This is a genomic window from Rhodococcus tibetensis, from assembly GCF_024438035.1.
Taxonomy (GTDB): domain Bacteria; phylum Actinomycetota; class Actinomycetes; order Mycobacteriales; family Mycobacteriaceae; genus Rhodococcus_F; species Rhodococcus_F tibetensis.
The window spans coordinates 42902-68748 of the sequence record NZ_JANFQF010000009.1 but is presented as its reverse complement, the minus strand read 5'-3'; the positions used below and the strand labels follow the sequence as shown (position 1 = coordinate 68748).

The following is a 25847-nucleotide window of genomic DNA, read 5'->3' as shown; positions in this document are numbered from 1 at the left end:
TCCCCGATGTGGTACTGGCTCGGTGACCATTACTGGTACACGGTGTACCCGCTGATAACGGTCTTCGGCCCGATCTTCGGCTAAATGCGATGATCGGGTTAGGTGACGACGTTTACTTCTGGTGGCCGTTCGCCGACTAACCTGGGTTTATGGAGCACTACGTGCGCAAGGAACCGATCCCGTACGAGTCTGAGCCCTCGCCCAACCTGAGACGCTGGTTCCAGAGGATGACGTTTCGAGACCTCCTCCGTGGACTCCGAGGGCTTCTCCATGACCGGAAACCGAGCGCCTATTCGTCGGTATCACCTCGACGCGTGGACGGGTCCCATACCGAGATTTTTCCCTTCAACAGCAGCGGTGGTGGAGTAGGCGGCGGACTATAACTTCTGCGGCACAGAAGATGTCGTCAGTAGCGGATCGGAGAACGGTCACCGATCGACGGCTGCAGCCACTTGATGCCGGTTCGGCTGAGGACCCCACCCGACCGCGTCGGCTGAGGCCTTCGCATCGGAGCTCCAAACCGTCGGTTGATGTGCGACCGCCTGCTCCCTCCTAGGGGCTGCCGTCACTGTCAACGCCAGGACTGCTCGAAGACCGGCCGCATGATCTCGGTGGAGGTTCGACGAGGGAAGCGTCGGCCCCGGAAAGCCCAGCGAGCCGGGGGTGTTTCGGCCGCAATCCAGGGTTGACGTCGATAGGTTTGCGCAATGAGTGTTGAGGCGAACTGGGTTCGAATCATTCGATGGTGCGAGCAGCATGCCCCCACGACGGCGTCGCGGGTGCTACCGCCGTCCGGACAGCAAGCCGTACATGCAGCCGAGGCTGCAACGGGTCGGATCTGGCCTGCGCAGTTGCACGAGTGGTTCGCACTGCATGACGGCGGGTTCGATAGCCAGCCGGAGTCGATCGTGCTGCCGAGCAATGAGCCAATCTCGGTTGCTCTCGCGGTCCGAACTCATGACGAATTGGTTGAATTGTGGCAAGACAACACTGATGACCTCGGTGGCACGGAGGCTTTGATGGCGCTGCCGGCAGGAACCGAGACAGAGACCTTCCTACCTGCGTTCATTCCGATTGGAAGCGACGGGGCCGGGAACTACCTTGCGGTCGACACCCGTGGCGGTGTCCGCAGTGGCTGTGTCGTCGAGTTCTACAAGGAGGGTGGTGCAGCCTTCCGTTGGGACTCTATCGCGGACATGCTCGATTGCACGGCGACGGCGCTAGAGCAAGGAGTGCACTGCGAGGGGTGGGTGCCGGTCATCGAGAACGGTTTACTCCGATGGGACTATCAGCCATAGCGTCCGATCAGGCGATTGAGGTGTACTCCAAGGCGTCCGAACGTCGAGCTCCCGACCAGTTCCGCAACCGGATCCTTGACCGGCCGAGGAAGCTCACCACCCAGGGCACGGGTGGGACGATTGACCGATGGAGTACCACGGCAGCGTCCGCGTCAGTGATCATCTTCTCTGGTTGATACAGGAGCCAGTGTCCTATGAATTGATGTGGCCTCCTACAGGTGTGCAAGGCTTCGTTCATTTCGGCACGGACGGTGCCATTATCAAAACGGGGGTCTCCGGTGGGTTGGTCGACGTCACCGTTTCCATGCTCGATGCTGAACCACCGATGGACACCTCGTGGGATGACATCAACGAAGGCGATCTACGAACAACCGAGGGCGGTGTGTACGTCGCCGGCGGATACTCGTTCGAAAACATCATCCCCGGCAGATCCGATGGGCTCACCCCACAAGGTCCAACGGCACACAGAGTTCGAGTGTCAGCTTCGGGCCGGGCGTTGAAGTACGACGAGATCGGTGACGACGAGAAGTACCTCATCGAGATGTGGCCGACGTCAGAGGTGGCCGCAAGCACGGTGGTCCAGTTCAAGTCCGGAAGGTGATGACCTGCATCGAGTGATCAGTTGACCGCTCAAAGTATCGGCGGCCGTCACAGGCGATATCCACTCCATCAGAGCCCATGGTGTCCCATGTGCCGGTTGCCGATCCCGGAACGGTCACTGACTGCCTCGAATCGCTGGTCGCCTCCGGCGTTGCATGTGATGCCGCAAAATCACTCACTCATTAATTTCTGCGCTCGGTCTGTTCCACAACAGGTCAAGTGCTTCGAGGTCACTTTCGTCGATCTCAAGTACACCGTAGATCGCAAACACAGTGATGTCCCAAGGGCGTAGCCCGTCGTGGCGGGGTGTCAGAAGTATCGCTACTGTCCAGATATCCTCTCGGCCGTCGCTGGGAAGGGTTTCGGTCCACTCGTGGTGACGCAACATCACCCATCTGCGGAACGCTTCGCGGTGATGTGCGCTTAATTTGTTGCACACCCCGAACCCGAGTTGAAGATCCCCCTCACCGAACACATACCGTCGGAGATCGAATCGTGTTGCTTCGCGCGAAACGGACGATGCGCCGCGTAGCAGGCTGATCATGCGTCGACCGACTCTCGCTCGCTCAGTTACAGCTTGTCGATCGAGCAAGTGCAGAAGGGTCAGTCGATCTTCCTCAGGTCGATCCCATGGCGACGTGGCGAGGTCCTCCAGCATCTGTCGGAACATCGCTGCGCCCTGTTCGTCAAGGCTTGAGGCCGGTTCCATGGGCAGCAGCGGATACGAAAATCGCTGTTCCCCGGAGCCGAGGGCTACCGGTAGTCGCCCTGGATTCGGTGTGGCGCGTTCGTCTGCGGTGGCCAGCTCGTAGTAGTGCCCCGGATGATCACCAGGGGCGACCGCATCGCCTTTGATGCGGTGCAGGTAGGAACCCAGAGCGGTGACCGATCGCAGGTGGTCGAACAAGAACTCCCATTCGCGCCGCAGAAGGACGACGATCGGCAGGGCCGGTGTACTTTCGACAGGCGCGATGTTGTCAGGAGGGTCGTCGTGATCGACAATCACAACACCCACCCAGTCCAGGGACTTACCGTCGACTTTTATCGAACGTCCGCGGACATTAGTCATCGACACGGGCGTATCGCTGAGCGACCGTACCGAGCCCGCTGCCTGACGTGCACCCTTGGCGGCGTTCTTGGCGATCCACGCGCGTTCGCGTTCGGGTTTGGGACCGGGGTGGTCGCGTGCCTTCACTTGAATCGCTAAGGCACGGTTTCCAAAAATAACTGTGCCGTCGCCTAGTTCGCGCGTTGCCGTCGACTTCGACACCGTCAGTGGTGTCAGGACGAAGTCGGGCAAACCCCATCGGGCGGCTGCTCCCAACGTCGCGTTCTCCGCCGCGATCCCGCGCCGCAGATCCGGATCGAGTGCAACAGGCTGAGGCACGATTCTCCCGAAAACACCGTCTTCGGTGTTAACGATCATGATCATTTCGTCACCGTCGCGATATACGGCGAGTCCGAGATCGGATTCACTCAGTGCGATCTCGAGCTCGGGCACTGCGCTTGAGTCGACGGGCGCCCAAGTCGATGTGTCACGTTCGTGGCTCGGGGGCATGCCACCGCCCCTGTTCCGGTCCCGGACCTCGGTCGATCGCAGTCCGAAAGACCGCTCGAAAGATCGAACAACTTCCGCAGTCACCACTAGCAGTTGATGGCATCGCAGAGCGAAGGTGTCGTTCGGATCGATCGGCCAAGGCTCCGCATTGAACGCAATATCCAGCGCCACCTGTGGATTTCCGCGCAAATGGCGTGCGGGCCCGGCCGGTTCGAGTCGGAACCGCGCAACGGTGTAGGCGTCAACAACTCGCCCTGCAGGTTCGACTGTAAGCCCGGCGACGACTTGCGGCGTGTCGACCAGCACTATGGGAGACGCCGAGTGTGCCCACACCGTCACCACCTCAGAGTTCGTGCTCCGTGTAGTGACGCTTGAGAGAAGCCGCATAGTTCGGCGAACCAAGTTCACCGACATATCAATGGCCGGATCATCGGCAAAGGGCTGGAACGCCTCGAGGAGTTGCATATGATCCGGACGAAGCCCGGCCATCCCTCCGCGTTTGTCGTGGGCAATAAACTCGTCGAGGTTGCTGCACAGCGGGAACCGTGCCGGATTATCAGGAGTTGTTAACGACCCCGAGACAATCTTCTCAGCGATCGAAACGGCATCGTCGAGGGAGGCGTGCAATTCTTCTACAAATTCCCGCGCGACCTTTTGCAGTTCTTGGGCTTCCGGTGGCCAATCGACGGTGACAGCGATACTTCCCGAGCCGTCGTCATCGGCTCCAATCCATGTGCCGAACAAGTCCGAGCCGCCCAGCTCATTCCAGGCAGTCTGAATTAGACTTCGACAGTTCTCGGCCATGTCGTGGTGCGCCCACGCCGAAGCAAATTCCTGCGATCGCGAATCGATGGCAGCGTCGTCAGCGGTCACCGAGACATCTATACACGTACTCTCCGACAGATCCGAACGGCGTAGCCGGAGCCCGTATCCACCCGTGATCCAATAAACCAACGTTGATCGGGGCATGTACGCCGAACCCGTGCCGCTCAGCTTGATCCCGTAAGCGGATCGCTTATCGGACCACGACTCTTGACTCAGGATTACTGTGAGGGGATGAACTCATCGACTCGTCGAAAGTATGTTTCCGCCGGATAGCCCGGCGACTGCCGCCGGTGCTGAGGACTGGCTGGCACAAGTTTCCAATCTGATGCGCCACATCGAACGCAATTCTGGGGAGCGCCCACAGTTGGGATGGCCCTTCAAACGTGCACAGGAGTCCCTTACCGGTCGGTCGGTGACGGTTCCAGGGGCCTGGGTCGATGTCACGGCCGGTTACCGTTCCGCCGCAGATCTCGGATCATTCGCCGCTGACGTGGAGCCATTCGCGATCACCGCGCACGTGCATGCGTTCCCTGACATGTACCAGGACATCCGTACCTCTGGTCGCACCCGTATGGAGCTCGGAGACGCGGAGGCGGAGGCCTGGGCGCGCATCATGTTCGGCCCACGATGGGCGGACTACGCGTACCAGCTCACGGTAGAAATACCCGATCGGCTCAAACGTCAGATACCGCCCTACCAGAAGGTGTTCACCCTTCTCGTCGACCGCAATGGTGACCCGATGCTCGCCCCGGACAACTACCGCTGGGGCATGCTGTTCTTCTCCCTCTCCGCACCCCGCAGGCTCGAACCGTCGCCCGAGAACACCGAACTGCGCACGCTCCTTGCCACCTGAGGCCCGTACACCGACTCCGAACCCGTCCGCGATCCTCGGACCGATCCGGACGGGGGTTGGAAGATCGACGTCACCGGCGATCCGCTCGAGACCCTCACTCCCACGGCCCAGCAAGCGGTGGAGGCCGCGCGGCGCCTCTTCCGCCAGCGCGGCGCGGTGAACACGCACTTTCAGCCCACCCGCCTGGTCGTCGAGGGGGCCACGCTGCACGTGCATTTCCGGTGGAAGAAGAACCCCAACGTTTTCGCTATCGGCATCCGAATTCCTCAATCCGAGGCGGAGTTCACCAGCCCACCGGCACATAACCCGAGTGCCTGGATGTCGGCCGCGGCCCTGACCTACGACGAAGAACTGTCGACTGGACTGCTCGTGCGAGCACGCCATGAACGTTTCGACGGCGTGATCCACTTGGGTGGTCCAACGCGGAGAGAGCGCGAGGAACTGCCAGGCCGCGAGTTCGGCCTCGGGAGGACCGTGCCCGGTTATGCCGCCGCAAGCACGCTCAAACGGCTCGGCATGCACGTCGACGATGCCGGCGACGCACATCGAGAAGGACGGCTGATCTCCTGGGTGCACATCTGGCGGAACGATCCCGGTGGATGCGGGTCGGACTACCTCGGGCACACGGTCGCCACCTGGACCGCGACCGAATCGGTCGCGTCCGTCGATGCGATCGAGACTCTGCCCGAGGTCCCCAACGACGTAGTGCACCGTCTGGTGATGGCGGTCGTGCATGACGCCGCCGACGCCGGCGCACAACAAATAGTCACCCCACTCGACCACCCGGCGCTGACGGAACTCGGCTTCAATTCTGCTGAGGGCGGGAAGCTCACACTGGACGTGATGACCATGCTCTGAACAAGGACGAAGGATCGGCAACCAGTGTGCTCCGATAGGCGTTCCGCTCGCGGGAATCGATGGGAGGGCTGGTGCTCCCGCCGGTGCGACGCCGTGCATGATTCATCCTGTGACAGAGGGTAGAGCGTGGACGCATTCGAGATGGGGCACGGTCGCATGGTTCGCAGCGTGCGGTCTGGTTGTCGGAGCTCTGGGGGTCACTGCATGGCGATACGGAGCGCCGTACGGAGGTGTCGAGCATGCGCCGGTCCCGCCCGAGTTGATACCGCCGGGACCTGAGCCTGGGTTCATGATCGTCTTCGATCACTACGTCTACGTTTCCGGTCCCGCGTGGATGCCTATGGTGGTCGTGGTGCCCGTGCTCGGAACGCTGGTGGGGCTCTTAGTCGGTGTTGTGGTGGCGGCGCGTGGGCTGAGGTGGTCTCGACAGGAGCAGGGCGGTTGTTGGTTGGTCGCGGTGGCCCTTGGTGCCATCGGACTCCTGGGGGGTGTTGTGACCGCCGTCGCAGCTGCCGTGCATCCGCCGAGACTGTTGGTGACGACATCGACGACTGCATCCTCGGATCTGTATGCGATCGAAGGAGCGCCCTGGCATGTGGACCTGTCGCCGATTGCCCTGCTCTTCCCGGCTCTCGGACTTGCAGTCGGCGTTGCGCTCGCTCTCATTGCGGTTGCGTTCGAGTTGCGGCTGGGAAAGGGAGCGGGCTCTTAGAAGAACGCTGACACGCGTGGCGACAACTGAAGTTTCGACGCAGTAGAGATCAGGCGCCAGCTTGGGACGCGGACACACCGCGCCAATACACATTCAAGATCAGACCCGCAAATCACGGGAGTGCGCCTGATTGCGGGTCGGTCGCCGCAAGACGATCGCTGACGGGTCACCGATTCTCGAATGCCTTGGGAACACGGTGCGGACAGCGTCGGCTAGGTTTCTGACCATGCGTGGCGCCATCGCTATACTCGGAGTTGTCGTTGGCCTGTGTGTGTACGCCTCTGCCTTCCTCATTCGATCGCCGGAGGCCCTCTGTTCAGGGTACGAGTTCCCACCTCGCGTGGAGTTCGGCTGGGTGGGTTCGACGTTCGTTCCTGAGTACCGCAGGACCTGGTCACCTTTGGTTAGTGCGACGTGCCGAGTGACTGAGCCGGATGGGTTCCAACAATCGGTGGTCCTGATCGACTGGCAAGCAAATCTCGTCGCTTTGTTCGGTCTCGTGATCGTCGTTGTCTCGCTCGCGGTTTGGGTCCGCACACGTTCGACTGACTAGTGACTTCCGCTCGACGATCGGCGAACGGTCTCAACCTGGGACCTCTGTGCCCCGCGGCGGAGTCTTAGTCGTCGATATAGCCAGTCTCGGGGTTGATCTGACCGAGGAAGCCGTGGATCGACTCGCGATGCTCGTCAATCGTGATCGGCTGGAACGTGGATGGAGCGTTCGCTCGGTCTTGAATGCTGGAATAGGCTACGCGTTGGAAGCTGGAGAATCCGTACCCCTCGTTCGGTCCGGATTCCCAGTCATAGTCGCAGGCGCCTGGTTCCTCTGGACGTAGCCTCACCGTGAAAACCTCTCCATCGACAGTCAACGTGAACGGCCCATCGTCAGCCGTCGGTCGACTGTCACCTGCGGGCTCGTCGTGATCCTCAGTACGCATGAACGCATCTTCACATGCGCCCGGCTGATCGGATCTGACGCTTGCCGAGCCCGACAATTATTTGCGGTGACTCGTGCCAGACACTGAGCTCTCGGGGGCAGACCGTAAGGGGATCGCTGCGAGAACGCCGAGATCCGATCGCTCATAGTTCAGGTTTTCGATCGGACGTGGACCGCACTTGTTTTGCGAGGCTCTCGTACTCGGACTCCGTGATGGCAGATAGTCCCGGCACAAATCCCTCGCGCTCCAGGCAGAAGCCGGCCGCATAGCTGACGGCTGGTGTCCAAGACCTACCCAGTCCACTCGAATGTGCTGACGTGTGGATCGGCAATCCTCCCGGGATGCCCACTGCACAACTTCCGGAGCCTGGTGTGTTCCTCGTAGATTTCCCGTGCATTATCGGGCCCGGTGTAAAGCGCCACCATGGATGACCTCATCACCCGGTGACCGCGTAGTGGGCCGGTTCACCTACTGCGGAAGCCAGACCGGGGAATTCATGGGCATCCCCGCCAGCGGCAACCCGGTGGAGATGCGATCCATCGACATCTGGCGCGTCAAGGACGCCGTGTTCGTCGAACACTGGGACGAGTTGAACCTGCTGCAGATGTTCCAGCAGATGGGCGCATTGCCGCCACTGGGCGCCGGCCCCGAGTCACAGTCGTGATACACCTCGCCCATCTCGCCGCAATAGTCGCGGTGCTGAGCATCGGGGTTGCCTATGGTACCGACGTATTCTGCGCGCTCGTACAACGACCCGCAGTTGCCCGTGTCGACGACGCCACGCTCACCGCGGTCATGGGCAACGTGCATCGGTTCGGGGACCGGCGGATGCCCGTCCCCGGGATCCTCGGCATCCTCGCCACCGCCGCCGCATCCGTCTTCGCGATACTGGATGGCCGGCCCATCGCAGCAGCCGCCGCAGGGGTAGCTCTGGCACTGCTGTTGGTCTGGCTGCCGCTCTACCTCCGCGTCAGTGCGCCGATCAGCCGTGCACTCACCGAGGCCGCCGACAAACACCAGACGCTGGCTAACGCGCGTGCACTGCAACATGACTGGGACCGCATCATCGTCCCCAGGGCAATCCTGCAGGGTCTGGCAACCGCAGCGCTGTGCGTGAGCCTGATCAGCTGACGAACTCCCGAGTGCCCACCGTCGACAATTAATCAACGCAACCGAGAGGGGCACCTAGATCATGTTCCAACTCGGGATTTACACCCTGCGGACGGCCGTCGCACTCGAGCTCTACGCGACTGTGCACTGGCCCCGCCACATCCCCAGCCTGCGCGCCTTCGGCGTCACCACCCACGGGATCTGGACCCAACACGATGCCGACGTACACCGACTTACTAATTGAACGCGCGAGTTCAATTAGTAAGGTGATGCCGACAGGTTGTATTGACTCACGGCCGGCGCGGCCCCTTGTTCCTGAACTACCGACACCCACATCGCTGCCGCTCCGACTCGAGCCATTGACGAAGGCGTTCGAACCGGCATCGAGTCGGCAGGTCTGGGTCAGGGGATTGCGGTGTCGAGGGCGATGTCGCGGCCGCCCGGCGCCGGGTCGCCGACCTCGATGTCCTGTGTCCTGCGGGCGGTGGCCGAGGCGAACGCCGCCAATATCACGCAACGGGTGAACCATGAGACATCGGCTTCTCGCAACCGACGATTCATCGCATGCTGCGCACCGTGCTGGCGAACCCGGCTCTTCTCGACCCAACACCGACCGAGGTCATCGACCGCCGCACTGCCGGCCAAATCAGCGACGACGAGATCATGCAGGTTCTGCTGGACTGGGACTTCACCTTCGGCCGAGTCCCGGTCAAAGGGGGTGTCTCGGCGAATGCATACGAGCCCGGTAGTTAGGACGAGACCGACCGCGCCTATCACCGCGGACTGCTGCCCGACGACGAGATCGGCCGGCTAATGGACCTAAACAAGGACGCCCTCGAGCGGGCGGCACGGTATGCGTGAACTACCCGGATCCTGGCGCGGCAGGGTCGCCGCGCAGCTCACCGCCATGTCCGTGCCCGGCGGTCCGCTGCACACCAAATCCGACACGAACACCTCGTGGTCGTCGCCGGTCCGGTCGGTCACGGTTGTCATCCTCCCTGCTGTGGGTCGAACACCACTGGGGCGAATATTTCGCAGGGAGTGTGGTTGGGAGGACGGTGATGCCGGGCTCGAGACGGAGTGCCTCACTTAGGTGGTCAAGGGAATTTGAAAACCTCTAGTACAGAGCGCAATACTGCCTTAGTTGGCATTTGGCAAATTGCCGGCAAATGAATGAGGTTGCGCAACAGGGGCAAACGTCGGCGATGGCACTCTGGAGAACGCGGGCTTCGAGATCCTGCACGTGGTGGGGCGAACGGGGCGTCCGTAAATATTTGAACGTCAGGAAGCTCTGGAGAACAGTAGCTTTGGGGTGTACGTGCGCCGCACCAACAGAGCGGTCTGTGGAGAGCGCGTTATTCTCAGCTGGTCGGGACTGGTGGCGGCGGGAGCGCCGTCGTGGGGAGCGGCGCCGAGGAAGGCTCCGGCGGCGGCGGTTGGGTGGGCGGCTGCGTGGTCGGGTTGTCCGAAGGCACGGGCGGCGGCGGAGGTGGCACCACCATGGTCGTGGGATCAGGGCTCGTGGACGGGAACGTCTCGGGCGGCAGCGGCGGCGGCGTCGTGGGTAGCGGCGGCGGGAGCGTGGGCGGCGGCTGCGGAGGCAGCGTGGATGGCTCCGGCGACGGAATGGGCGGCTGTCCCGGAATCTGCAGATCGGTGGACGGTAGGGTGCCCGGCCCCGGCAGCGGTTCGACTCCCGGCGCCGTTGTGGAACCGGGTGTGCCCGGCACGGTGGCAGGCAGTTCGGCGGTCTGTGTCGGCGAGTCGGTGGTGGCGGTACCGGGCGTCGTCGTCGGCGGTGTGGTGGGAGCGATCTTCTCGAGTTCCGCGGCGAGCTTTGCACGCCACACGTCGAGTTCGTTGCGCATGTCGGCGTCGCGTACCCCGTCGGCACGGTTCGCGGCGCCCTCGAGCAGGTTCTTCGCCGCCTCCGCGTCGCCCGCGGTGATCAGCCGCTCGGCTTCCTGGAGCTGTGACGTGGTGTCGATCTGCGCGACGGTCGAATCGGCCTGTTGGCTGAATACGACCGACTTGACGCTCCACAGCGGATCGCCGGGTGCGGCGTTGTACGAGAAGATGGTGGCGCCGCCCATGACGACCGCGATCGCGGCGGCAGCGCCTGCGATGGGTCGCAACAGGCGGAGCTTGCCGCGGGCGGCGCTGCGTGTGGAACGGGCGTCGGAGGCGTCGATCGCCGCGATCACGTCGTCGAGCAGCGGACCGGTTGGCATCGGCGTCGCCACGATGTCGGCGCGCCACTTGGCCAGCAGAAGCGCGAGCTGGTCCTGTTCCGGTGAATCCGCCGTGACGGGACCGCCGCCGGCGATCGCGTCGATCAGCGCGTCGTCGCGGAGCACCGCCGCTACGTCCACCGGTGCGTCGTCTCCTGGGAGATCGGCAGCGGGATTGCCGTTGCGCTTGATGCCCCTAGCCAAACCTCTCACCTGCCCTCGTCACCTGCGATGGCTCGGTGTTGAGCCACGCGGCCAGCTCCCGTGGTACTTCCCACGGCCGGGTCCTCGGCTGAAATACCGACCACGAGGCGAAGGATCACGATTTCCCGGTGCTTCTCCGGCAGCGTGCTGAGCAGTTCGTTCATCTGCCTGCTCGCCTTTCGAGTGCAGCGCCCGCTGTTGACTGTGTCATCTGTTATTTCGGTGACGGGCCCCGACTTGTTACCGCATGTCAGAGAAGAGCGACAATCGGAGCGCTCCACGTCGGTCGCGGATTCCTCGGTGTCGGTCCGCACGCAGTCGGTTGCCGCACGAGCACACCCGTCCTGTTCGGGCCGACCCCGGCGCACTCGGGCGGTCCTGAGGCCCTGGGCCGGGGTCGACGTTTGCAAGGGCATCGTCTTCGGGGTGGGACGATCCTCCTAGTTGGATTATCCCCCGGCGGTCGGTACTCGGCGAGGCTCGAGTGAGATCCAGGTGAGGACGCGCAGACCGGCGGCGGGCATGATCCCGAAGACCGTGCCGGTACCCGGGTTGGGCACCCCAAGCAGACCGAACAATCTTGTAGAGATCCAAGTGGGGCAGAATCGTCCTCAGTCGGAAGGGCCGGCCATGACCGAGAAACTGCGTGTGAACCCGCTGGGCTCCTGAGCCGACGTTTTCGGTGCGTTGTCCGTGCAGGGTCACCACACCAGTTGACAGCGCGCCCTCGTCCAAAGGCGCCGCCCTTATGGATCCGCGGTCCGGGGCGGGGCGGTGTTAGGTTGGCGCTGTGCCGATCACCGTGCTACTCGTGGACGACCAGGAATTGATGCGTATGGGCCTCAACATGGTGCTCGATGCGCAGGACGACATCGTGGTCGTCGGTGAGGCCGGCGACGGGGCGGCGGCGGTGGCGGCGGTCCGCAAACTCGAACCCGACGTCGTGTTGATGGACGTGCGCATGCCGGTGGTGGACGGGGTCAGTGCGACGGCGCAGATTCTCGAATCGGGCGTCGCCAGCCGCGTGCTCGTGATGACGACGTTCGACCTCGACGAGCATGCGATGGGGGCATTGCGGGCGGGTGCCAGCGGCTTCCTGCTCAAGGACACCCCGTCCGAGGACCTGGTGTCGGCCATCCGCAGTGTCGCGGCGGGAGATGCCGTGGTGTCGCCGAAGGTGACGCGGCGACTGCTGGCCCGCTTCCTCGACGACGGCCCGGCTCCGCGCCGCGACCCGGCCGTGCTGGACGTGCTGACCGAGCGCGAGCGGGAAGTGCTGCAGTTGGTCGCCACCGGATTGTCGAACACGGAGATCGCGGAAAGCCTGTTCCTGTCCGAGTCGACGGTGAAGTCGCACATCGGCCGAATACTCACCAAATTGAATGTGCGGGACCGGGTGCAGGCGGTGGTCCTGGCCTACGAGACGGGTTTGGTGCGGCCCGGCTCGTAGACCCTCACCCGCTGCGGTGGTCAGGACGTGAATGTGCCGACCGTCGGAACAACGGTGCAGTTGACGTTGCCGGGGTAGCTCACGGTGCCGAACATCGTGGCGAGCACAGTGCCCGCACCCGTGTCGACGATCTTCGACAGCAGTGGGGTGTTGATGATGGGCAGCCGGTCGTCGAGTTTCACGATCCCGCCCTGAAAGGTGTTGAGGTTGATCCAGGCAACGCTGAGGTCGGACGACTGCGGTATCGCCACGTATGCGGGGATTGCCTGGAACCGCAACTGGCCGGCGGTGATCTGGGGGAAGAGGTTCGGTCCTGCCTGAGCGCTCGCGAGAGTGACGGTCGCGGGCTCGTCGGCGACACCGCATCCCAGAGTGGGGGAGGGGTACATGAAGTCCTGGGGGGTGGTGAGCCCGAATTCGAGCACGTCCTTCGGAACGAAGACACTGGCGCCGAGGAGCTGGTTCACCGCGTTGCTCGCAACCGGTGACACGTCGGCTGCCAGGGCCTGCAGTTCCCCGATGCCCCGAGCCGCGTCGGGGAGGGGCTGGGCCGAGGCAGGTGCGGCGGACAGCGCGCCGGCGACAGCGACTGATGCCAAAATCAACGTGGCACGGCGGAACAGGGTGGACCGGGACATAGCGGCTCCTCGTTGTGCGCGGGATCGGAAGATCCCCCATCCGAGAGAACTGCACCATGCACCAAGTCTCAATGTCAACTTTAGGGTTAGATCGTGAGCGGTTCGAGATCTGCGCTCGGGAGAAAATCGGCGCCCTCGAACGTTGAAGGGACAGACGGCCAGACTGTCGTTACCCGCCGTTCGAAAGGGGGCGTCATGTACGCCGCAATGTTCCTGCTGTACGTCGTGGTGGAAATCGCCGCCCTCATCTGGGTGGGCGGCACCATCGGCGTCCTCTGGACGGCCTGCCTCTTCCTGGGTGGATCGCTCGTCGGCCTGATACTGATGCGCTCCCAGTGGCGCCGCGTGATCCAAGGATTGCGTGAGGCCGCAGGCGGCAAGGGGTCGCCAGGCGCCGCGGTAGCGGACGGCGCCCTCGTGGCAGTGGGTTCGGCACTGATGGTCGTGCCCGGACTGGTCACCTCGCTTCTCGGACTGCTGCTGCTGATCCCGCCCACTCGATGGCTGCTCCGGCCCGTGGTCGTGCTGGTTGCCGGCAAACGTGCCGCCGTCGTCGCGGCCGGCGCCGAGGCGTTCGCGCGGGCGCCCCGGCGAGGACGCGGAGAGGTGATCGAGGGCGAGGTGGTTCACGACGTATTCGACGGCGAGGTGGCCGATGCACAACCTCCAACCCCGACCCGTGATCCACGCCTTCTGCCCTAGCAGGCACACTGGTTGCCCGTGACTACCCAACTGCTGGTCGGCGGCCGAATCTACAGTTCCTTTGCACCAGACGCGACGTCGATGGCAGTGACCGGCGGCACCGTCGTGTGGGTCGGCGACGACCGCGCTGCCCGTGCTCTGCATCCCGACGCGGAGGTCATCGATCTGGGTGGCGCGTTCGTCACTCCGGCGTTCGTCGACACCCACGTGCACGTGACCGCGCTGGGGCTGAACATCGTGGGCCTCGACCTCGTCGGGGTCGGCTCGTTGCGCGAGTGCCTCGACCGGTTGCGGGCCTTCGCGCGCACACACGCCGATGCCGTCATCTGGGGGCACGGCTGGGACGACTCGAACTGGCCGGAGGGCGCCGGCCCCACCACGGCGCAACTGGACGAAGCCGCCCCGGGACGCCCGGTGTACCTGTCGCGTATCGATGTCCACTCGGCGGTCTGCTCCACTGGGCTGCGGCAGCTGGTCCCGGACCTGAACGAGACCGCAGGCTACTCCCCGGTCGGGCCGCTGACCTTCGAGGCGCACCACGCCGCCCGCACGGTCGCACGGTCCCTGCTGACGGAACGGCAGCGAGCCGTTGCCCGCGCCGCAGCGCTCGACGCCATTGCCGCCCGCGGAATCGTGGCTGTGCACGAATGTGGTGGTCCGGACATCGCCGGACTCGACGACTTTCGCGAATTGTTGGCCACGTCGCACGGAGTTGAGGTACGTGGTTACTGGGGGCAGGCGGTCGGTGAGGTCGACGAGGCCCGAAACCTCTTGCATACCACGGGTGCTCATGCTCTCGGCGGCGACCTGTTCATCGACGGATCCATCGGATCGCACACCGCGTGGCTCCGCGAACCCTATGCCGATGCGCCCGGAACCACCGGGAAGAGCTACCTCACCGTCGACGAGATCGCGGCCCACATTCGGGCATGCACGATCGCCGGCATTCAGGCGGGCTTCCACGTCATCGGCGACGCCGCCGTGCGGGCGGCTGTCGACGCGCTTGCACTGGTGGCCGACGAACTCGGTGGTCCCGCAGTCGCCGCAGCCGGTCACCGGCTCGAGCACGCCGAGATGATGACCGGTGACGACGCGGCGCGGCTGGCGCAATGGGGTGTGATCGCCAGCGTGCAGCCCGCGTTCGACGCCCTGTGGGGCGGGGTAGACGGCCTCTACGCGCAGCGTCTCGGCCGCGAACGAGCCCTCACCCTGAACCCGTTTGCGGCGACTGCGTCCGCCGGTGTGTCGCTGGCGCTGAGCTCCGACGCTCCCGTCACCCCGGTCGAACCGTGGGCGATGGTCCGTGCGGCAGTCCAGCACCGGACACCGGGGAGCGGCATCTCCCCGCGTGCCGCGTTCTCCGCTGCCACTCGTGGTGCATGGCGGGCCGGCGGGGTTCGCGACGGACTGGCGGGCACCCTGAACCCGGGCGCCCCGGCGTCGTATGCGGTGTGGGACGCCGGGGAACTGGTGGTCAGCGCACCCAAGGATTCCGTGCAACGGTGGTCCACCGATCCGCGGTCCCGGGTGCCGGCCCTGCCACGACTCGACGAGAACGCACCCACGCCGGTGCTGCTGCGTTCGGTGCACCGGGGGAGCGTCGTCCATGAGCGCTGACGAGACTGTGCCCCGCCGCTCGGCCGGCGTCCGCGGCCTGGTGTTGCGCAGCCTCGTGTCGGTGGCCGCCGGATATCTAATTTTTGCCGGCTTTCCCCCGCGACCGCTGTGGTTCCTCGCGCCCGTCGGTGTGGCACTGCTCGTCCTGGTTCTCACCGGGGCCGGCGGGCCGGCGCCGCGACTCCGCGCCGGCTTCGGCTACGGCTACCTGGCGGGCCTGGGCTTTCTGGTGCCGCTGCTGCCGTGGATCGGCGTGTTCGTCGGCGCTCTGCCGTGGCTTGCACTCGCGGCCGTCGAAGCGGTGTTCGTGGGCCTGTTCGGGGTGGTGGCCGTGCTCGTGTCCCGGCTGCGCTGGGCCGCGCTGTGGATCGCAGCCGGCTGGTCTCTCACCGAATGGTTGCGTGCCAGTGTCCCGTTCGGAGGTTTTCCCTGGGGCAGGCTTGCGTTCGGCCAGTCGGAGGGATGGCTGCTGCCGCTGGCAAGTCTGGGCGGCGCCCCGCTGCTCAGCTTCGCGGTGGCGCTGACGGGCGCCGGCCTGGCCTCCGTCGCGGTGACGGTGTGGGCTCGGGCGCACGGCGCGGAGGACTGGAAGCGAACCCTTGCCGGCGGACTGGCCGCGACCCTCGCTGCCACGGTGCTGTCGGTGGTGCTGGGGCCGACGCTCGCTGACATGGGGTCGGGGGACCGGACGATCACCGTCGCGGCCATCCAGGGCAGCGTGCCCAAACTGGGGCTGGACTTCAACGACCAACGCAAACGGGTCCTCGACAACCACGTGCGACGCACTCTCGAACTGGCCGACGAGATCGCCGCCGGGACGGCGCCGCAACCGGATGTCGTGGTCTGGCCGGAAAACGCGTCCGACATCGATCCGTTGCGAAACGCGGACGCGGCTGCGGACATTTCCCGCGCGTCCGGGGCGATCGGCGCGCCCATCCTGGTGGGTGCGGTGCTGGTCAACGCCGACCGCACCACGACGAACTCGGTGATCGTCTGGGACGGCGACGAGGGACCGGGTGAACGACACGACAAGCGCATCATCCAGCCGTTCGGCGAGTACCTGCCCTACCGCGACTTCTTCCGGCACTTCTCCTCATACGCCGACCGGGCGGGCAACTTCGTACCCGGCGACGGCGACGGAGTGGTCCACGCGAAGGGTGTTCCGGTCGGTGTCGCCACCTGCTACGAGGTGGTTTTCGATCGAGCGTTCGAGGGCTCGGTGCGGGCGGGGGCCGAACTGCTCGCCGTTCCGACGAACAACGCCACCTTCGGTGACACCGAGATGACGTATCAGCAACTCGCCATGTCGAAGGTCCGGGCCGTCGAGCACGGACGGGCGGTTGTGGTGGCTGCCACCAGCGGAGTCAGTGCGATCATCGCGCCGGACGGTTCCACCGTGGAACAGACGTCACTGTTCGTTCCCGCCGCCCTGGTGTCGCAGGTGCCGCTGCGGACCGCGATGACGCCGGCGAGTCGCCTCGGTCCTCTTCCCGAAATCGTCCTCTGCCTCGTTGCCGCCGCGGCGATCGCCGGAGCCCTGGTGCAACGCCGACGGTCCCCGCGGGGCGCCGCCCCCGGTACGGAAGGGGAGCCGGCGGAAGCCGGGCGCCCCGCCGCCGGTGATCATTCCGGCGTCTGAAGAACGAGCCTGCGACCAGGCGAAATGCGCGTCGTTCCACATCGTGGAATGGGTGAAACGCTTTGAACTGGACGTCCGATAGGGAACTCGAGGCGTACTCCTGGGTAAGGTTCGGAAAACTCTCAGGGTCGCCGGTCACTATCGGGTGGTGACGGGGTGGACGTTCCACCCGCCGAGTGGATGAGAAACGGGGGGTGAACGGGTGGTCGACTCTGTGCCGGGTCCGGTACTGCCCGGATCAGGTGGCCTCCCCGATGGTGCCTTCCCCCTTTCCGCCGCGCAGCAGGGAATGTGGTTCGCTCAGCAGCTCGAACCTTCGGTCCCGGTCAACATCGCCCAGTGCGTCGAACTGGTCGGCGATCTCGACGTGCCCCTGCTGTCCGAGTCGATGATCACCGCCGGCCGCGAACTCGGGTCCGCATTCCTGCGCCTGGTCGAGGTCGACGGCGTGCCGTATCAGGTGGTCGATCCCACACTCGAAGCGTCGGTGCGCTTCGTCGATCTGCAGCACGAAGCCGACCCACGCGCCGCCGCCCAGGAGTGGATGCGGCAGGAGTACACCGTCCCGATCGATATGTTCGGTGACCGGTTGATGACCTCCGCGCTGCTACGGATCGCGCCCGACCGACACTATTGGTACAGCCGCGTACACCACGTCGCACTCGACGGCATGGGTTCGGTCACGCTCGTCGACCGCGCGGCGGAGCTCTACACAGCCACCGTCCGAGGGGTGAACGCCGCGCCATCGAAGGCGGCAGACCTGACGGAGGTCGCCGGCGTGGACCACAACTACCGGACCTCCGCCCGCTACGACACCGATCGCCGGTACTGGTCGGAGCGCGTTTCCCACATCGGCGAGCCGCACAGCCTGGTGGACCGCACCGCGCCGGCGCGCGCACGGAGTCGTACCACGGGCAGCCAGTTGCCCGGCAGCCTGGTCGATCACCTCGACGCCGCAGTCGACCGGCATACCTCCTCCGTCGCGTTCGAAGTGATCGCGGCATTCGCCGCCTACCTCTCACGCATGACAGGACGCGGGGACGTGGCCGTCAGCTTGCCGGTCACTGCCCGAACCACCGCGTTGCTCCGCCGCTCCGGCGGCATGGTGTCGAACGTGGTTCCCCTGCGACTGCAGGTCCGCCCCGACATGACGAGTGCCGACCTGGTCGCGGCAGTCCGGCTCGAGGTGACGGCCGCATTGCGCCATCAGCGGTATCCGCACATCGACATCCGACGCGACGCCGGCACCGACCATCAGGGCTTCTACGGACCGCTGATCAACGTGATGCTCTTTCACAACGAAATCACGCTCGGGGATATCGTCGGCAGACTGGAATTGTTGTCGACGGGCCCGATCAGCGATCTGGCGGTCAACATCTACCACGGGGTGGCGGGCACCAGCCTCAACCTCGACTTCGAGGCCAACCCGGACCTCTACTCGGACACCGCACTCGACGCGCACCACACCCGGTTCACCCGATTCCTCGGCGAGTTCGTCACCTCCGACACCGGTCGGATCGGCGACCTCGAGATTCTCGACGAGAACGAACGCCGCAGCCTGGTGCCTGCCACCGGCCGCGCCGGATTCGCCCCGGTCACCCTGCCGGAGCTGCTCGCCGGTGCGGTCCGCAGCAACCCGGACGGTGACGCCCTCGTCGCACCCCGGCCGGGAGTCGCCGCCGATACCCTGAGCTACCGCGCCCTGGACGAGAAGTCGAACCAGTTGGGGCGCTTGCTGATCGACCTTCAGGTCGGCCCCGAGGTCTCCGTCGCCCTGGCCGTGCCCCGCTCGCTCGAATCGGTGTCGAGCGTGTGGGCGGTGGCCAAGACGGGAGCAGCATTCGTTCCGGTCGACCCGAACTATCCGCGCGAGCGAATCGTGCACATGCTCGAGAACTGCGGGGCGCCGATCGGCATCACCACAGCGGCCCTGCGCGCAGACCTGCCGGACTGCACGCACTGGATCGTCCTCGACGACGACGATTTTCGGGCCGACCTCGCCTCCTACCCGAGGGATGCCGTCGCCGACGCCGACCGCACCGCGGCACTGTCGTTGGACCACCCCGCGTACGTCATCTACACGTCCGGGTCGACGGGGCGACCGAAGGGTGTGGCCGTGTCGCACCGCGGTCTGGTGAACCTGGCCGCGGACGAACGCGACCGGCTGGCGGTCACACCGGAGTCGCGGACACTGCATTTCGCGTCCCCGAGCTTCGACGCCTCGGTGTTCGAGCTGGTGATGGCGCTGTGCGCGGGTGCGGCACTGGTGATCGCGCCGACCACGATTTACGGTGGCGGCGAGCTGGCCGAGTTCCTGTCCGAGCAGCAGATCACGCACGCCTTCTGCACGCCCGCCGCACTGGCATCGCTCGATCATCGCACTCTGCAACACCTTCGGACGATCGTCGTCGCCGGTGACGTGTGCCCACCGGAGCTGGTCGCTCGCTGGGCGCCCGGCCGGACGATGGTCAATGCGTACGGCCCGAGCGAGACGACGATCATGTCCTCGGCCACCGCCGCTCTGACAGCCGGGCAGCCGGTGACCATCGGTGCACCCACCGTCGGTGTCGATCTCGTGGTCCTCGACCATCGGCTGCGTCCCGTTCCCGTCGGGGTTCGCGGGGAACTGTATGTCCTCGGCACGAGCCTGGCCCGGGGGTACGTGCACCGCGCCGGGTTGACGGCGGAACGGTTCGTCGCCTGCCCGTTCGGATCGGGCGGACGGATGTATCGCACCGGCGACGTGGTCCGCTGGGTGTCCGCGGCCGACGGGACACCGGTGCTCGACTTCCTCGGTCGCAGCGACCACCAGGTGAAGATTCGCGGGTTCCGGATCGAACTGGGGGAGATCGACGCGGCCCTGTCCGTGCATCCGCAGGTGGAGTTCGCCCGCACGATCGGCCACGAGGGCGCCGGAACCGCTCGCCTCGTCTCGTATGTGCTGCCTGTACCGGGTTCCGTGGTCGACATCAAGGCGCTGGCCGAGTTCGTCGGGCAGAGTCTGCCCGCGTACATGGTGCCGTCCTCGATCATGGTCCTCGACTCGTTGCCGCTCACCCCGGCAGGCAAACTCGACCGGAATGCCTTACCCGCACCCGTGTTCGCCGAGCGGTCCACCGCGATCGTGGCTCCCCGATCCGTCACCGAGGAGGTGCTCGCCGGCATCTTCCGGAACGTCCTCGGCGTCGACGAGTTGAGCGTCGAGACGAGCTTCTTCGAACTGGGCGGCAACTCGTTGATGGCCACCCAGGTGGTGTCCCGAGTCGGAGCCGCACTGGGCGCGCGGATCGGCGTCCGTGACCTCTTCGAGTCGCCGTCGGTGGCCCAGCTGGCCATCGCCGTGGCCGGGGCGACTCCGGACACGCTCCCGCGACCGGTGCTGCGGCCACGGGAGCGCCCCGAGCGGATTCCGTTGTCCGTTGCGCAGCAACGAATGTGGTTCCTCAACCAGTTCGATCCCGCGTCCGCAGCCTACAACCTGCCGATCGCGCTCCGGCTCACCGGTGACCTCGACCACGACGCCCTGCGGTGCGCACTCACCGATGCCGCGGAACGCCACGAAACGCTACGCACAATCTTCCCGGACAGCGCGGACGGACCACACCAGGTGGTTCTCCCGCCCGGGACGGTGCCGCCGCTCGACCCGCCGGTCGCGGTGGACGGCAACTCCCTCACGGCCGCGGTGGCGTCGCTGGGGGGCACCGGCTTCGACCTGACAACCGACCCCCCGCTGCGGGTGGGACTGTTCCGGGAGGCACCCAACCGTCACGTCCTGGTTCTGGTCGTTCACCACATCGCCGCCGACGGGTGGTCGATGACGCCCCTCGCCGCCGACGTGATGGTTGCGTACGCGGCGCGCGCCCACGGGCAGACACCGACCTGGGCGCCGCTGCCCGTGCAGTACGCCGACTACACGCTCTGGCAACGTGAACTGCTCGGCGCGGAAACCGATCCGGACAGTGTGGCCGCCCGGCAGCTGAGCCATTGGCAGGCCGTTCTCTCCGGTCTGCCGCAGGTGCTCGACCTGCCCACCGACCGTCCCCGTCCTGCCGAGATGTCGCATCGCGGCGGCCGAGTCGGCTTCACGGCCTCGGCCGTCCTCCACGAGCGGTTGACGCAACTTGCTCACCGCACCGGCGCCACGCCGTTCATGGTGACCCACGCTGCCCTGGCCGTTCTGTTGCATCGCCTCGGCGCCGGTTCGGACATCGTGATCGGCACCCCGATCGCCGGCCGCGGTGAGGAGGAACTCGACAACCTCGTCGGCATGTTCGTCAACACCCTGGTGCTGCGGACCTCCGTCGAAGCGGGCGACACCTTCGCCGACCTACTCGGCCGCGTCCGCACCGCCGACCTGTCCGCTTTCTCCCATGGTGACGTCCCCTTCGAGCGTCTCGTGGAAGTACTCAGCCCCGCCCGATCGTCGGCGTATCACCCGCTGTTCCAGGTGATGCTCTCGTTCCAGAACACCGCGACCACCAGTGTCGAACTCGACGGCCTCGCCGTCGAGGCAGCCGAGATCGACGTCCATCTCGCGAAATTCGACCTCCAGTTCACCGTCGTCGAGCACTTCGACACCGACGGCCGGGCTTCGGGGATGTCGATAGACCTCTCCTACGCGACCGACCTGTTCGACGAACGCACCGTCGTCGCGATGGGAGCACGGTTCGGCAGGATCCTCGATGCTGTACTCGGCGACGAACCGGTCACCATCGGCGACATCGACCTGCTCGAAGAACCGGAACGAGCTGCCCTCGCCGCACTCAATGCCACCGATCATCCTGTGCCCACCGACACGTTGGTGTCGCTGTTCGCAGCCGGTGCCGCCGCGACCCCAGACGCCGTGGCACTGGTATTCGACGACGAGTGGCTCACTTACGCGGAATTCGACGAGCGCAGCAACCGCCTTGCCCACCACCTGGTTTCGGAAGGCGTGGGACCGGAATCGGTGGTCGCCGTGGGCATACGGCGCTCGCTCGACCTCATGGTCGCCATTTACGCGATCCTGAAAGCAGGCGCCGCCTACCTTCCGGTCGACCCGGACCACCCGGTGAATCGCACCACCTACGTTCTCGAGACTGCCCAGCCGGAGTGCATCCTCACCCGCAGCACCGAAGGCGTCGAGTGGGTCACCGACTCACCGGTACTGAACGTCGACACCCTCGACCTGTCGAATGTCGATTCCGGCGAGCTCCCCGTTTCCCCGGCTCCTGAACAAACCGCCTACGTCATCTTCACGTCGGGCTCGACGGGACGACCGAAGGGGGTGGCGGTCACCCACGGGGCGATCGTGAACCGGCTGTTGTGGGCGCAGGAGGAATACGCCCTGACGTCCGCCGACGCGGTGGTGCAGAAGACACCGGTGACGTTCGATGTGTCGGTGTGGGAGCTGTTCTGGCCCCTTCAGGTCGGCGCGACACTGGTGATCGCCGTACCGGACGGGCACCGCGACCCCGAGTATCTCGCCGCCCTCGTGCGTCGGCACCGCATCACCGTGATGCATTTCGTGCCCTCGATGCTATCGACGTTTACAACCGAACCCTCGGCAGCGCAGTGCAGTTCGTTGCGGATGGTGTTCTGCTCGGGTGAGGCGCTGACACCGGACCAGGCAGCCAGATTCCGGGCGATCAGCGACGCCGATCTGCACAACCTATACGGGCCGACCGAGGCCGCAGTCGACGTCACCTACTGGCACACCAGCGCCGCAGACACCGTGACGGTGCCCATCGGCCGACCGGTGTGGAACACCCGACTGCACGTGCTCGACGCCCGGCTGCATCCGGTGCCCGCCGGAGTGGCCGGTGAGCTCTACCTCGCGGGCGCTCAGCTGGCGCGTGGTTATCTCAACCGTGCCGATCTGTCGGCAGACCGGTTCGTCGCCGATCCGTTCGCGGTGGGTGCCCGGATGTACCGGACGGGTGATCTGGTGCGGCGCCGCCCAGACGGTGCCGTGGAGTATCTCGGCCGCACCGATTTCCAGGTGAAGTTGCGCGGGCAGCGCATCGAGCTGGGGGAAATCGAGAGCGCCTACGAATCGCACCCGGATGTTCGTCGCGCGGTGGTGACGGTGCACCGCGACGACTGCGGCCAGGAAGCCCTCGTCGCGTATGTCGTGGGCGAGGAGCAGGTGACCACCGCTGCGTTGCGCGAGCACGTATCCGCGATGCTGCCGACGTACATGGTCCCGGCGTACGTGGTTTCGCTCGAGGATCTGCCGGTGTCGTCCAACGGCAAACTCGACCGCACCGCCCTGCCCGCCCCGGTCATCGAGGCCGTCACCGCCGAGTATGTGGCGCCGCGGACGCCCACCGAGATCGCGGTAGCCGAGGCGTTCGCCGACGTGCTCGAACTCGACCGGGCCGGGCTGACCGACAACTTCTTCGAACTCGGCGGCAACTCGCTCGTCGCCACCCGTCTGGTGTCCCGGCTCCGCACGGCCGCGGAGATTCCGGTGTCACTGCGTGACATCTTCGACTCGCCGACCGTCGGCGCCCTCGCGAAACGATTCGAAGGTGCCGGTCGCCACCTTCGCTCCGATCTCCCGCCGCTGCCCGGTCGAACCCGGCCGGAACGCGTCCCGTTGTCTTCCGCCCAGCAGCGGGTATGGTTCCTCAACCAATTCGACACCGGCAGCCCCGTCCACAATCTTCCTCTCGCCGTGCGGTTCTCGGGGGACCTGGATGTCGACGCACTCGGTCGGGCCGTGTGCGACGTTCTCGCGCGGCACGAATCGCTGCGCACCGTCTTCCCCGATTCCGACACCGGACCGTGGCAGCAGGTTCTCGACCCCGGTGAGGTTGATGTCGCGGTTACCGCCACCGAGGTGAACGTCGAGCGACTCGACGATGCGATCCGTCAGTTCGTTCTCGCCGGTTTCGACGTCACTACCGACATCCCCGTGCGCGCCCGGCTCTTCCGAACGCGGCCCGGTGAACACGTCCTCGCGTTGGTTCTCCATCACATCGCCGCCGACGGCTGGTCGTTCGCCCCCTTGTCGCGCGACCTGATGCTCGCCTACGCGGCGCACAGTGCCGGACACGACGTGCCGTGGTCGCCGCTATCGGTGCAGTACGCCGACTACACCCTGTGGCAGCGAGCACTGCTCGGCGACGAGGACGACCCGCAGTCGCGGGCGGCGCAGCAACTGGCGTACTGGGGCACCGCGCTGGCAGGTCTGCCGGACAGCCTCGACCTGCCCACCGACCGTCCCCGACCCGCCGCGGCGTCCCAGGGTGGTTCGACACTGGCCTGGGAACTTTCCGCCGACCTGCACGATCGACTTCTCGCATTCGCCCGCGCGCAGAACGTGACCCTGTTCATGGTGGCGCATTCGGCATTGGCCCTGCTCCTGAGCCGATTGAGTGCGTCCCGGGACATCGCGATCGGCACCCCCGTCGCGGGGCGAGGAGATCGTGAACTCGACGACCTGGTCGGCATGTTCGTCAACACCCTCGTCCTGCGTACCGAGGTCGACCCGGCGATGTCGTTCACCGCACTGCTGGACCGCGTGCGTGAGGTCGACCTGGGGGCCTTCGGCCACGCCGAGATCCCGTTCGAGCGGCTGGTGGAGCATCTCGATCCCACCCGCACCACCGCACACCATCCGCTGTTCCAGGTGGCGCTGTTCTTCCAGAATCACGCTCCCGCTCACCTGGAACTGCCCGGGTTGTCGGTGTCGAGTGAGCCGATCGTGCCCGACGTCGCCGCGTTCGATTTGCAGCTCGTGCTCACCGAAACCCACGGTGACGGCCATCCCGGACCGATCGGGGCGCAATTCAACTACGCGGCAGATCTTTTCGATGAATCCACGGTTCAGGGTTTCGCGGCGCAGTTCGTCCGGATCCTCGAGTCTGTCACCGCCGAACCCGACATCGCGGTCGGAGACGTGGCGATCACCGATCCTGCGGTGCGCGCGCGTGAATTGGTGGCCTGGAACGGCACTGATCGGTCCGTGCCGGCTGCGACGTTGTCGGTTTTGTTCGAGGCTCAGGTGGCGCGGACGCCGGGTGCGGTGGCGGTGGTGTTCGAGGGTGTGTCGTTGACGTATGCGGAGCTTGATGCGCGGGCGAATCGGTTGGGGCGGTATCTGATCGGGCGGGGTGTGGGTCCGGAGTCGCGGGTGGTGTTGGCGATGCGGCGTTCCCTCGATCTGGTGGTGGGGATGTATGCGGTGGTCAAGGCGGGTGGTGCGTATGTGCCGGTCGACCCGGATCATCCGGGGGAGCGGATTGGTTATGTGCTCCGGTCCGCGGGGCCGGTGTGTGTGCTGAGTACGGCGGCCGATCGCGCTGGGCTTCCGTCGGGGGCCGACATCGTCGCCATCGATACGCTCGACCTCACCGGCTTTGCGGACACCGCGGTGACCGACGGTGATCGGGTGCTTCCGCTGCGTGCAGGCAACACCGCCTACGTGATCTACACGTCGGGGTCGACGGGGAAGCCGAAGGGTGTGGCGGTGCCGCATGCGGGCATCGTGAATCAGTTGCTGTGGATGCAGGCCGAGTACGGGTTGACTGGTCGGGATGTGTTGTTGCAGAAGACGGCAACGACGTTCGATGTGTCGGTGTGGGGATATTTTTGGCCGTTGCAGGTCGGTGCGACGATGGTGCTGGCG

General features: G+C 65.5%; 20 protein-coding genes and 1 pseudogene (1 of these 21 cut by a window edge). 14 read left to right on the top strand and 7 right to left on the bottom strand.

The genetic code is table 11. The features are described from left to right. The first annotated feature begins 707 nt into the window (after nucleotides 1–707). Complete coding sequence (locus tag NOF53_RS12640) at nucleotides 708–1298, top strand: SMI1/KNR4 family protein (RefSeq protein WP_255968720.1); 591 nt, start codon at nucleotides 708–710, stop codon at nucleotides 1296–1298. Between the two features lie 220 nt (nucleotides 1299–1518). Beyond that, complete coding sequence (locus NOF53_RS12635; RefSeq protein ID WP_255968719.1) at nucleotides 1519–1899, top strand: hypothetical protein; 381 nt, start codon at nucleotides 1519–1521, stop codon at nucleotides 1897–1899. Between the two features lie 174 nt (nucleotides 1900–2073). Here the strand turns inward: NOF53_RS12635 and NOF53_RS12630 are convergent, their stop codons facing one another. After that, nucleotides 2074–4329, bottom strand: a complete 2256-nt coding sequence (locus NOF53_RS12630) for a hypothetical protein (protein WP_255968717.1) — start codon at nucleotides 4327–4329, stop codon at nucleotides 2074–2076. Nucleotides 4330–4693: 364 nt separating this feature from the next. Between NOF53_RS12630 and NOF53_RS12625 the strand changes: the two genes are divergently transcribed. The 3 genes from NOF53_RS12625 (at nucleotide 4694) to NOF53_RS12615 (ending at nucleotide 6704) form a co-directional block, all read left to right on the top strand. Next, nucleotides 4694–5134, top strand: a complete 441-nt coding sequence (locus NOF53_RS12625; RefSeq protein ID WP_255968715.1) for a hypothetical protein — start codon at nucleotides 4694–4696, stop codon at nucleotides 5132–5134. A gap of 156 nt (nucleotides 5135–5290) precedes the next feature. Then, the gene (locus tag NOF53_RS12620) at nucleotides 5291–5992 is read left to right on the top strand and encodes a hypothetical protein (protein ID WP_255968713.1); all 702 of its coding nucleotides are present in this window, start codon (nucleotides 5291–5293) and stop codon (nucleotides 5990–5992) included. Nucleotides 5993–6281: 289 nt separating this feature from the next. After that, nucleotides 6282–6704: a hypothetical protein gene (locus NOF53_RS12615; RefSeq protein WP_255968711.1), complete on the top strand. Its 423-nt coding sequence runs from the start codon at nucleotides 6282–6284 to the stop codon at nucleotides 6702–6704. Nucleotides 6705–7321: 617 nt separating this feature from the next. Here the strand turns inward: NOF53_RS12615 and NOF53_RS12610 are convergent. Beyond that, on the bottom strand, nucleotides 7322–7642 hold the full coding sequence (locus NOF53_RS12610) for a hypothetical protein (protein WP_255968709.1): 321 nt from the start codon (nucleotides 7640–7642) through the stop codon (nucleotides 7322–7324). Between the two features lie 427 nt (nucleotides 7643–8069). Between NOF53_RS12610 and NOF53_RS12605 the strand changes: the two genes are divergently transcribed. From NOF53_RS12605 to NOF53_RS12595, 3 genes are all read left to right on the top strand, one after another. Then, nucleotides 8070–8306, top strand: coding sequence for an ester cyclase (locus NOF53_RS12605; protein ID WP_255968707.1), 237 nt, complete (start codon nucleotides 8070–8072; stop codon nucleotides 8304–8306). Beyond that, nucleotides 8303–8773, top strand: a complete 471-nt coding sequence (locus NOF53_RS12600; RefSeq protein ID WP_255968705.1) for a DUF1772 domain-containing protein — start codon at nucleotides 8303–8305, stop codon at nucleotides 8771–8773. Before NOF53_RS12605 ends, NOF53_RS12600 begins: the two co-directional genes overlap by 4 nt. A 61-nt stretch (nucleotides 8774–8834) precedes the next feature. Continuing rightward, complete coding sequence (locus NOF53_RS12595; protein ID WP_255968703.1) at nucleotides 8835–8996, top strand: hypothetical protein; 162 nt, start codon at nucleotides 8835–8837, stop codon at nucleotides 8994–8996. A gap of 158 nt (nucleotides 8997–9154) precedes the next feature. On the opposite strand, the gene NOF53_RS12590 is transcribed toward NOF53_RS12595, so the two are convergent. Further along, nucleotides 9155–9313: a hypothetical protein gene (locus tag NOF53_RS12590; RefSeq protein ID WP_255968701.1), complete on the bottom strand. Its 159-nt coding sequence runs from the start codon at nucleotides 9311–9313 to the stop codon at nucleotides 9155–9157. A 3-nt stretch (nucleotides 9314–9316) separates the two neighbouring features. On the opposite strand from NOF53_RS12590, the gene NOF53_RS12585 reads away from it, so the two are divergent. Then, a complete protein-coding gene (locus NOF53_RS12585; RefSeq protein WP_255968699.1) occupies nucleotides 9317–9505 on the top strand; it encodes a hypothetical protein in 189 nt (62 codons plus the stop codon). A gap of 66 nt (nucleotides 9506–9571) precedes the next feature. Here NOF53_RS12585 and NOF53_RS12580 read toward each other — a convergent pair whose 3' ends face one another. The 3 genes and pseudogenes from NOF53_RS12580 to NOF53_RS12570 all read right to left on the bottom strand — a co-directional run. Continuing rightward, nucleotides 9572–9736: a hypothetical protein gene (locus tag NOF53_RS12580; protein WP_255968698.1), complete on the bottom strand. Its 165-nt coding sequence runs from the start codon at nucleotides 9734–9736 to the stop codon at nucleotides 9572–9574. 377 nt (nucleotides 9737–10113) lie between these two features. Beyond that, on the bottom strand, nucleotides 10114–11196 hold the full coding sequence (locus tag NOF53_RS12575; RefSeq protein ID WP_255968696.1) for an anti-sigma-D factor RsdA: 1083 nt from the start codon (nucleotides 11194–11196) through the stop codon (nucleotides 10114–10116). Then, a pseudogene (locus NOF53_RS12570) lies at nucleotides 11180–11429 on the bottom strand (RNA polymerase subunit sigma); the annotation flags it as partial. The pseudogene NOF53_RS12570 and the gene NOF53_RS12575, both read right to left, overlap by 17 nt. Nucleotides 11430–11977: 548 nt before the next feature. On the opposite strand from NOF53_RS12570, the gene NOF53_RS12565 reads away from it, so the two are divergent. Beyond that, nucleotides 11978–12637, top strand: a complete 660-nt coding sequence (locus NOF53_RS12565) for a response regulator (protein ID WP_109329663.1) — start codon at nucleotides 11978–11980, stop codon at nucleotides 12635–12637. A gap of 20 nt (nucleotides 12638–12657) precedes the next feature. On the opposite strand, the gene NOF53_RS12560 is transcribed toward NOF53_RS12565, so the two are convergent. After that, nucleotides 12658–13275, bottom strand: a complete 618-nt coding sequence (locus NOF53_RS12560) for a hypothetical protein (protein WP_255968692.1) — start codon at nucleotides 13273–13275, stop codon at nucleotides 12658–12660. A 195-nt stretch (nucleotides 13276–13470) separates the two neighbouring features. Between NOF53_RS12560 and NOF53_RS12555 the strand changes: the two genes are divergently transcribed. The 4 genes from NOF53_RS12555 to NOF53_RS12540 form a co-directional block, all read left to right on the top strand. After that, nucleotides 13471–13977 (top strand): FxsA family protein, encoded by a 507-nt coding sequence (locus NOF53_RS12555; RefSeq protein WP_255968690.1) that lies wholly within the window; start codon nucleotides 13471–13473, stop codon nucleotides 13975–13977. Between the two features lie 12 nt (nucleotides 13978–13989). After that, the gene (locus tag NOF53_RS12550; RefSeq protein ID WP_255968688.1) at nucleotides 13990–15594 is read left to right on the top strand and encodes an amidohydrolase; all 1605 of its coding nucleotides are present in this window, start codon (nucleotides 13990–13992) and stop codon (nucleotides 15592–15594) included. Further along, nucleotides 15584–17233 carry an apolipoprotein N-acyltransferase gene (lnt, locus tag NOF53_RS12545; RefSeq protein ID WP_255968686.1) on the top strand — a complete coding sequence of 550 codons (1650 nt, stop codon included), beginning with the start codon at nucleotides 15584–15586 and terminating at the stop codon, nucleotides 17231–17233. The genes NOF53_RS12550 and lnt overlap by 11 nt, the downstream gene beginning before the upstream one ends. A gap of 202 nt (nucleotides 17234–17435) precedes the next feature. Beyond that, nucleotides 17436–25847, top strand: partial view of a non-ribosomal peptide synthetase gene (locus tag NOF53_RS12540; RefSeq protein ID WP_255968684.1) — the 5' end (the start) only. It continues 21102 nt past the right edge of the window; the window shows 8412 of its 29514 coding nt (coding positions 1–8412); the start codon lies at nucleotides 17436–17438; the stop codon falls past the right edge of the window.